Source organism: Pseudomonas sp. GW821-FHT07G10 (assembly GCF_059418545.1).
This window is the reverse complement of record NZ_JBWKQB010000020.1, coordinates 109,956-118,058: the sequence shown is the minus strand read 5'-3', so window position 1 is coordinate 118,058 and position 8,103 is coordinate 109,956. Positions and strand designations below refer to the sequence as shown.

Below are 8,103 nucleotides of genomic sequence, written 5' to 3'. Positions count from 1 at the left end.
TCTGGCGAGCATTCTCGCCTAAATGGGTGTCCGGTTTCATTAGACCACTACAGTTACACCCCTAGAACATGCCCACTCAGCTTCTCCGACTTAAGGCGACGAGAGCTCTCAGAAGCGCTCAAGCAATGGGTTAAAGACTATTCTTTAAGCCTTGCCCTCATGTCGAAAATTTCCGGAGTGACCGGTCGGCCGAACCCTCAACGCAAAGCCGCCTTTACCGTGATCGCCAAAGCAGCTAGAAATTGACGCTCAATCGGTCTATGGCGTTGTGACTTCTCACTCAGCTTAAAACTCCGAGCTAATGACGCAACTGGGCGACGCCCAAGCCTCATCCGTGAACGACCTGAGAGCCTCCCTGAGCTGCATGCTCTACAAGTTACGTAGAAGATCTGCGACCTGGCTCAGTAAATAGCGCCAGCTTTATTTGAAAAAAGCTAGAAAGGGATCAATGCTTCGTGTCGACCTTTCGAAACGTTATGGATAGTCGGCGCCCCCTAGGCACGCCTGCTTCCTTAATCTTTCGTGGAATCTCGTGCAGCCAACTCTTTCGCGCCTCGCCGTCAAGCACGACGGCACTTCGACGCGCCAATAGCACTTTGTACTTCTCATCGGTTCCTGACTTCGTTTGACGGCTGAAAACCATTTCCCAACTTTCATTAAGACTAATGGTTACAATCGCGCCGCGAAAACATGGCAGGCAGTCGATGTGCTTAGCTATCCCTTGCTGGCCTATGTATTCGTTCACGATCACCTGATCAGGACGCTCCAATAACAAACCTTGCCTGAATAGTCTTTCTCCCATTTCGCTCGCCCATTTCGGCAGAGGCCCAATGTAAGCATTTGGGTTAACTTTCCTAGTTTTGTAATCGTAGCGCCAGCCATAATGCTGCACTCTACGGCTCATGGTCGAATCCCAAGGCAGGGCATCAATGGATTCAATCAAGGCCGACTCTTCTTCAGGGGTAATGAAATTTGGGGCGATTAACAGGCCCCTAGGTGGTTTTACCGGAGAAAGTTTGGTTTGGCTTGCGGAGTCTTCGACAACTGTTCGCTTCTTTACTTTTGTCGTCGGCGCAGGATTGGAGGCGCTAACACTGATAACATTCTCTGCGTCATTCGTAGCGGGCGGGCGCGGAAGCCGATGCGACATCGATGCGGTCGCAAGCCAATCGCGAAAATCGGCTACATCGAGTCGGCTGTCCAGGCTTGTGTTCGGGCCGAAGGTAATTTCTAATCGTCCTTTCACGCTCAACTTCATTTGCGTAGCATCAAGTGTAGCTTGACCGCTACCCACTAATTGGTAACTACCCTCTTCTAAAGTTAGCGTTTGTCGAAGTCGATCAGGGCAGAATTGTTGCGCAAGATTTTTGGCCTCATCCGCATATAGGGGGTCGTTTAAGTTGACTTGGTACCACCGCCCTCTATTGCTAAATTTGTGCTCAGCCAAGACCTCGCGATCTGCCCGAAGAACGACAGAGTCATTCTCAACAGCCCACGCCAATGAATCTTGACATAGAGTGTTCCACCCGTTTGAGCATCCTACGCCGGATAGTTTCCATGTGCGCAGTGCAAGAAGTTTGCGTGCTCCCAATGATCCACGAAAGCTTGGAGGAAGCGCGCGAAAGCCACTGACGTATCCCGTCAGGATTGCTCCTGTCCACCACGCAGCGGGAGGAATGGCGGGCCAATCTTCTTTCCATCCAGCGAAACGCTCAGGCGACGGTCTAAGCAAAACGAGCTGAAATACTAGCCCCAGAAGATCGTCCTTGATTCCTATGTGCTGAATAGTGCCACGATCCTGAAGCAACATCATTGTTGAGTCTCTAAGGCGATCCAGTCGCTCTTCGCTATCACCTAGCAAGTGAGCACGGGAGCACACAGCATCTAGCAGTGCCCGTGGCCGCCACTCTTTGAGTAAGCCAGGGCGTGAGAGCTCAGAAACAATCGCACGCCACAACATTGGAAATCGCGAAGACGATTGAGCTTCAGCCGACCAAAGAGCAAAGCGAAGCCAAGGAGCATGAACGGCTTCTGCGGTTTCGGTGGGCTTTTCGCTGGATAACGATTCGCACAGAACCTCCAACCATGGCCCAATTGCCGGTACAGCCCAGAGCGCCATGGCGGCGGCGCCTCGGAGAGCATCCCAATTTTCGGGAGGGCGGTTAGAACTGGAAGGCAGATTTCCGTCTGTAGGCACTAAAACTTTATCGACCGGCCTAACTTCAACGGATTGTGACGGTAGATCAATGTCCGCGAAATTCCGAACCATCGCTAGCAAGTGAGCCCTAGACTGGCTTGTTTCAACGGTAAAGTGGTCGACGGCGAATAAGGGTAGAGGCGCATCCCAAGAAATCACCGTGTCGTTTGGGCCAATGTCGCTTAAGGCTACAATTGACCAGGCCCCTCCTCTCCATATTGTGATGTTGATTGGGGGGAGCTTGGCCTGATCGAACCAAACGGCTACGGTCATTAGGTCTGGGGGAATGTAGGATTCACATGCACGATCTAACCCCAATAAGAATTTTCCAGAGCCATCAGGAAACAACCACTCTTCAATGAGAAAACGCATCCAAGTTCGGTGGTCTAACTCAATTACCAGCTGCGCGCGGTCTTGCAAACCCTTCTTTTTTGGGGGTGGATTGTCTAGAAAGTCTAGCTGCGTGCCGGGATAAGATTTCATCGTTCGAGAATATTTTGTGGGGGTAGTGAGTTCAATTGTGCCACCGTCAGCTCAGTAGGTCCGTTCACCAACACCAATTTGTTTCGTGCTCGTGCGCATAGCATGTAGAGACGTCGATTTTTGATCGCCTCGTCAGCCGGTAATGAGCGCGACAGATCCTGCAAATAAAGCGCATCAAACTCCAGTCCGATTGCAGACTCTCCGCAAATGACTGTAACCCCATGGTCACGCATGCGTATTGTCGCCTCTGCTCCTTGAATCGCATCGCTGGTGTATGAGTCGACACGGGCTGTGTCTAAGCGTTGGCGCAGAAGACTTGAAAGATAAGACACCTCTTCCTTGCGGTATACGATGACTCCAATGGCCTCGCCTGTGTTTTTCAAGCGAGCCGTGACAGTGTCAGCCAGAGCTTCCCAATTAGGCGTTGCCATCAAGTAAGGGAGATCGAAGCCTGCTCCTCGACTTGCCATCGCTCGAGGCAACTTTCTGTCTTTGTGGAAGTGTTCGATGACGTCAACGATTTCTTTCGTGTTGCGGTGATTGACAAGAAGGGGCAGGATCTCTGTGAACCCAGCGTCTCGCAAGTCAGCAACGCGTGATCCCACGCCGAGCGTCGATTGATCTTCATCGGCAAACACGGAAACCGCCTTCGCCCCAAACCGCACAGCCCATTTAAAGAAGGAAGGAGGTAAGTTTTGCCCTTCGTCGATGATCAGATGATCAATTGACGGTTGAACGCCTGCTTCCTCGTACTCGCGCAATATCACATCCCAGATGTATTCAAACGCATAGTGTTGTGGAGCAAATCGACCGAATTGGTCGTAGTAACTATTCGCGATCAAGCTACTCATTGTTGTAGCTTGAATTGCCGCACCATCGTGTTCTTTTGCCAACTCGCTAGCGACAGCCACAAGAAGCCGATTGCGCGTTACCAGAACGACGCTGCGATTCAGCTCGGGCCCCACCAAAAGACGCGCTCGCCAAATGGCCATGGAGGTCTTCCCTGAGCCGGGTGGGCCGACGACCAGTATGGAGCTATCAGGTGGACACTCGAAAACCTTTAGTTGCTCTAATGTCAGATCATTGAAGCTTGGCAGTCTCATCCTAAGAACTCACTCATGGAGAACGTCGTTACAGCGGGACGCACAAACAGTGCGTAGTGGATATCGCGCGGCTTATCGGTATCCTGGAAACGCTCAGTTTCCCTGACGTGCTCTTTAAAGCCAGCCTCGACCATTCGGTCTCTGAATCTTGGATAGTTGTTGCGAGCGCCCTCTCTTGCGGAGTTGGTGTACAGCACTACCGTTTGACCGAGCCCTATTCGGCCACGCGCACGATTTATTTCCCCGACGAGCGCATCTACGTCGACGGAGTTACTAGCCAGAAGGTATGAAAGGACAAATACCGTCATCTCGGCAGCCCGGGGATTTCCGAAGTTGATTTCATCTATGCTCTTATGAAAACTCACTTCTGTACGGTCATTGAACTCCCCCACTTTCCGTACTTCCGCCGCCAAATCGTTGGCCAGCGTAAGCATCGACGATGCACGGTCCACACCGAAATACCTGTAGGCTACACGGTTGCCAAGGACATTCGCCAGCGCAAGGCCAGCTGTAAAAGGCCCGCAGCCCACGTCAATGACGGTCGCATCGTGGAAGCTCTCCACCCCCTGCAAAAAAAACTGATCGAAAGCGTGGATAAGCTCGTCAATATGCGCCTTTTGGTTGAACAGCGCATACAACATCACCCTATCCCGGGGAGATAGCTCATCGATTGGCAGGTCAAAGTTCGCCTGCCCACCGCCTATTGCATGGTTGAAAATCCACCCTGAGTCTCGACCCAGCCGTGTTCCATTAACGCTACGACGGTCGTTTACGATCGGATCGATAATGAATTCGCGGCGTAACTGCTCAAGCCACGGCTTTCTATTTGTCAATGTTGCCTCCTGGTGGGACAGTTCCCCGAAAAGGATTATACCGACCAGAAGCATATCAACCACCTTAGAAATCGTGACAAGATCAGTGATCAATCCGTCTAGTCTGCCGCCCCTTGGTGACCAGCAACTGCACCACCCAAGAGCCGATAGATCTATGGATTGAATGGGCTCGCTTAAATTCTGCTCCAATTTGGCAACGCAATGGTGTTGAAACGCCCCCGACGCTACGATGGATATTTCCCAGCTCTATGTATCTAACGTCTGAGGGGCCGTTCAACTATGAGTCTCTAGCAAAGGCACACCTCTTCAATCTGGAGGATCAGTAGGTGATGAACGCCACCGCACAAACTATTCCACCTCGCGAGGAGCCTCCTTTTGCGCCAAGGGTCACATTGATTTTTTTGTGACCTCGTCTTGGCGCACAGCCGTAACTGGTTGTCTCGAGATACATCCTCACCCGTTCACAAATATATGGACCGAAGATATGGGAGGGGATGGGTATGCGGGACTTGGATACGAGCAGTTAAGACCGACTTGCTGTGCAGCCTGCCGTTGGTCAATCCAACTGCCCCAAGCCTTAGACCTAAGTATGGTCTATGGTATGGTCCTTAAAACACGGAAACAAAAAAGCCCTGAAAAATCAGGGCTTTAATGATGAATATGGCGGAGAGATAGGGATTCGAACCCTAGGTACCGGTGAAGGTACAACGGATTTCGAATCCGTCCCATTCGGCCACTCTGGCATCTCTCCAACGGCGCGCATCATAACAGCACAGTTGCTGGAAGCGAAGCCCCCAAGCAAAATTTTTCCGTGCTATCAGATGCTTGCGTCGATTAAAGCGGTACGCCGAGACGCTTGGCAACTTCTTCGTAGGCTTCGATGACGTCACCGAGGCCTTGACGGAAGCGGTCTTTGTCCATTTTCTTGCCGGTGGCTTTGTCCCACAGACGGCAACCGTCCGGGCTGAATTCGTCACCGAGGACGATTTCGCCGTGGAACACGCCGAATTCGAGTTTGAAGTCGACCAGCAGCAGGCCAGCATCGTCAAACAGCTTGCTCAGGACTTCGTTGACCTTGAGCGACAGCTCTTTCATGCGAACCAGTTGCTCGGACTTGCCCCAACCGAACGCCACGACGTGGGATTCGTTGATGAACGGGTCGCCCTTGGCGTCGTCCTTGAGGAACAGTTCGAAGGTGTAAGGCTCAAGCTTGAGGCCTTCTTCGACGCCCAGGCGCTTGACCAGGCTGCCGGCTGCGTAGTTACGCACGACGCACTCGACCGGGATCATGTCGAGCTTCTTCACCAGGCATTCGTTGTCGCCCAACAGTTTGTCGAATTGGGTCGGCACGCCGGCTTCTTCGAGTTTCTGCATGATGAAGGCGTTGAACTTGTTGTTCACCATGCCTTTGCGGTCGAGCTGCTCGATGCGCTTGCCGTCGAACGCCGAAGTGTCGTTGCGAAACAGCAGGATCAAACGGTCAGCGTCATCGGTCTTGTAAACCGATTTGGCTTTGCCGCGGTAGAGTTCTTCACGTTTTTCCATGATGGGCTCCGCTTGCTAAGTAGGTGGGCTAGGCGCCCCGTTTGGGACACTAGGCGATATGCCGCCAGTCGAGCCCTGAATCTTGATCGGCCAACTGCAGCCAGTCCGGGTCGCACCCGAGGGTGTCGACAAAACATTGCCGGGCCAGCTGCGGCAGGTTGTTCTTGCTGCTGAGATGGGCCAGCACCAAATGCTGCAAATCTTGCCATCCCAACTCGTCCACCAGGCGTGCGGCCTGATGGTTGTTCAAATGTCCCGTTTCTCCGCCCACCCGCTGCTTGAGAAAGTACGGGTAGTGGCCTCGAGCGAGCATGTCGCGGCAATGGTTAGCCTCGATCATCAACGCATCCAGATCGCGATAGCCGTCGAGCACAGTGGCGCAGTACGAGCCCAGATCGGTCAACAGACCGAAACGCCGTTGACCATCACTGAAGACGAACTGCGTCGGCTCCTGCGCATCGTGGGATACGGAGATCACGCTGATACTCAAGGCACCAACCTGAAATTGCTCGCCACCCGCCACGAAGCCTGTCGGCTCAACAGGTTTGCGCATCCCGCGCAACGTACCGCGACTGAGGTAGACCGGTAGATTGTAGCGCCGAGACAGTAAACCCACGCCATGCACGTGGTCGGCATGTTCGTGGGTTACCAGTATGGCGCTCAGCTGCGTTGGGTTGACACCCAGGCGCAGCAGGCGCCGCTCGGTTTCGCGCAAGGAGAAACCACAATCCACCAGAACGTACGTCTCATCACTGGCTATCAGCGTGCCATTTCCTTGGCTACCACTGCCGAGAACGGCGAAACGCATCTGATCAGCCCAGGTTGTCCTGAATCACGCTCAACACTTTGCGCGCCACTTCAGCCGGCGCAACGGTATTGATGTTTTTCTCGACGGTGACTTGTACCGTGTCGCCAACCTTGCTCAGGCGAACCTGATAACGCTCGGCGCGGGCTTCGACTTCTTCTTTGGCGGGTTTGCTGCCAAACAGCTTGCCGAAGAAACCTGGTTCGTCGTTTTTCTTCTCGGCTTTTTCAGCGAGGTTGATGTAGTACAGGCCCAGGCTGCGGTTGATGTCTTCAACACGCCATTCGCCATGTTCCAGCGCACGACCGACACTCGACCAGGCGCGATCGAGGTCTTCGCCGAGGTTGAGCACCACGTTACCGCTACCGTCTTCGGTGAGGCTGACGCGGTTAGGCGTATCGAAATCACGCGCGGCCAACAACGATACCGAACCACCCTTCTCGGAGCTGCGGCTCATGCTGGCAAGCATTTCGTCGACCAGTGCGGCGTCCAGACCGGTATTGACCGAACGGCTGGTGAAATCCACATTGGTCGTGCTGCCGGCTGGACGCTCGGCACTGACCACATAGACTTCACTGGTGTTGCGCTGCACGCCCGGCTCGATACGAACCCGCACACGGGTTTCGCTGCCGGATGCCACTCCGGCACTGCTCAGGCGTTTGGCCATCGAGGCGGAAAGCTCGTCGGAATGCTGCCAGGCGGTGGTGAATTCGCCGGTTTTCGGACGCTGTTCATCGAGACGGAAACCGTTATCCTGGAAGAACTGCACGGCCACTGGCCAGACTTCAGCGGGTGGACGCTGGGCCATGACCCAGCGCGAGTCAGCGCTTTTCTGCAGGCTGTAGTCGCTGGCCTCGGCTACGGCCGACAACGGCTGTGGACGTGGTACTACGTATTCGCCCTTGGTGGTGTCGTCGGCCACGTTACGCGGGATCGGCAACAGCGGGTCGAGACGCTTGGAAGTGCTGACATTCGGCGGCAATTGCATTGGCGCAGTTTGTTTCGACTCCAGATAATCGCTACCGCGGTCACGGAAGTAGCCTTCCGAGCCCCAAAGCCAGCCACAGCCACTGGTGCTGGAAATAATCAAGGCAAGTGCGGAAAGTCCGGCCAATCGCTTCATGCGTAGTACTTCCT

7 protein-coding genes and 1 tRNA gene are annotated in these 8,103 nt (G+C 53.8%); 1 reads left to right on the top strand and 7 read right to left on the bottom strand.

The genetic code is table 11. From position 1 onward, the window contains the following. Positions 1–246 (top strand): hypothetical protein (locus AC07O1_RS21045; RefSeq protein ID WP_495089985.1); only part of this gene is annotated, 246 nt, incomplete at its 5' end. A gap of 199 nt (positions 247–445) precedes the next feature. Here AC07O1_RS21045 and AC07O1_RS21040 read toward each other — a convergent pair. The 7 genes from AC07O1_RS21040 to bamC form a co-directional block, all read right to left on the bottom strand. Next, positions 446–2,569 carry an alpha-ketoglutarate-dependent dioxygenase AlkB gene (locus AC07O1_RS21040; RefSeq protein WP_495089984.1) on the bottom strand — a complete coding sequence of 708 codons (2,124 nt, stop codon included), beginning with the start codon at positions 2,567–2,569 and terminating at the stop codon, positions 446–448. A gap of 107 nt (positions 2,570–2,676) precedes the next feature. After that, positions 2,677–3,672, bottom strand: coding sequence for a hypothetical protein (locus AC07O1_RS21035; RefSeq protein WP_495089983.1), 996 nt, complete (start codon positions 3,670–3,672; stop codon positions 2,677–2,679). Positions 3,673–3,779: 107 nt separating this feature from the next. Next, positions 3,780–4,670, bottom strand: coding sequence for a hypothetical protein (locus tag AC07O1_RS21030; RefSeq protein ID WP_495089982.1), 891 nt, complete (start codon positions 4,668–4,670; stop codon positions 3,780–3,782). A gap of 607 nt (positions 4,671–5,277) precedes the next feature. Continuing rightward, positions 5,278–5,367 (bottom strand) — tRNA-Ser (locus AC07O1_RS21025). 83 nt (positions 5,368–5,450) lie between these two features. Then, positions 5,451–6,161, bottom strand: coding sequence for a phosphoribosylaminoimidazolesuccinocarboxamide synthase (gene purC / locus AC07O1_RS21020; protein ID WP_495089981.1), 711 nt, complete (start codon positions 6,159–6,161; stop codon positions 5,451–5,453). A 49-nt stretch (positions 6,162–6,210) separates the two neighbouring features. Then, positions 6,211–6,969: an MBL fold metallo-hydrolase gene (locus AC07O1_RS21015; protein WP_495011589.1), complete on the bottom strand. Its 759-nt coding sequence runs from the start codon at positions 6,967–6,969 to the stop codon at positions 6,211–6,213. 4 nt (positions 6,970–6,973) lie between these two features. Next, positions 6,974–8,089 carry an NlpB/DapX family lipoprotein gene (gene bamC / locus AC07O1_RS21010; protein WP_495089980.1) on the bottom strand — a complete coding sequence of 372 codons (1,116 nt, stop codon included), beginning with the start codon at positions 8,087–8,089 and terminating at the stop codon, positions 6,974–6,976. Between the last annotated feature and the right edge of the window lie 14 nt (positions 8,090–8,103).

Coding starts and splice junctions, on each gene's coding strand:
- AC07O1_RS21040 (WP_495089984.1), bottom strand. CDS start 2,569: ATGCGTTTTCTCATTGAAGAGTGGTTGTTTCCTGATGGCTCTGGAAAA.
- AC07O1_RS21035 (WP_495089983.1), bottom strand. CDS start 3,672: ATGGCCATTTGGCGAGCGCGTCTTTTGGTGGGGCCCGAGCTGAATCGC.
- AC07O1_RS21030 (WP_495089982.1), bottom strand. CDS start 4,670: ATGCTTCTGGTCGGTATAATCCTTTTCGGGGAACTGTCCCACCAGGAG.
- purC (WP_495089981.1), bottom strand. CDS start 6,161: ATGGAAAAACGTGAAGAACTCTACCGCGGCAAAGCCAAATCGGTTTAC.
- AC07O1_RS21015 (WP_495011589.1), bottom strand. CDS start 6,969: ATGCGTTTCGCCGTTCTCGGCAGTGGTAGCCAAGGAAATGGCACGCTG.
- bamC (WP_495089980.1), bottom strand. CDS start 8,089: ATGAAGCGATTGGCCGGACTTTCCGCACTTGCCTTGATTATTTCCAGC.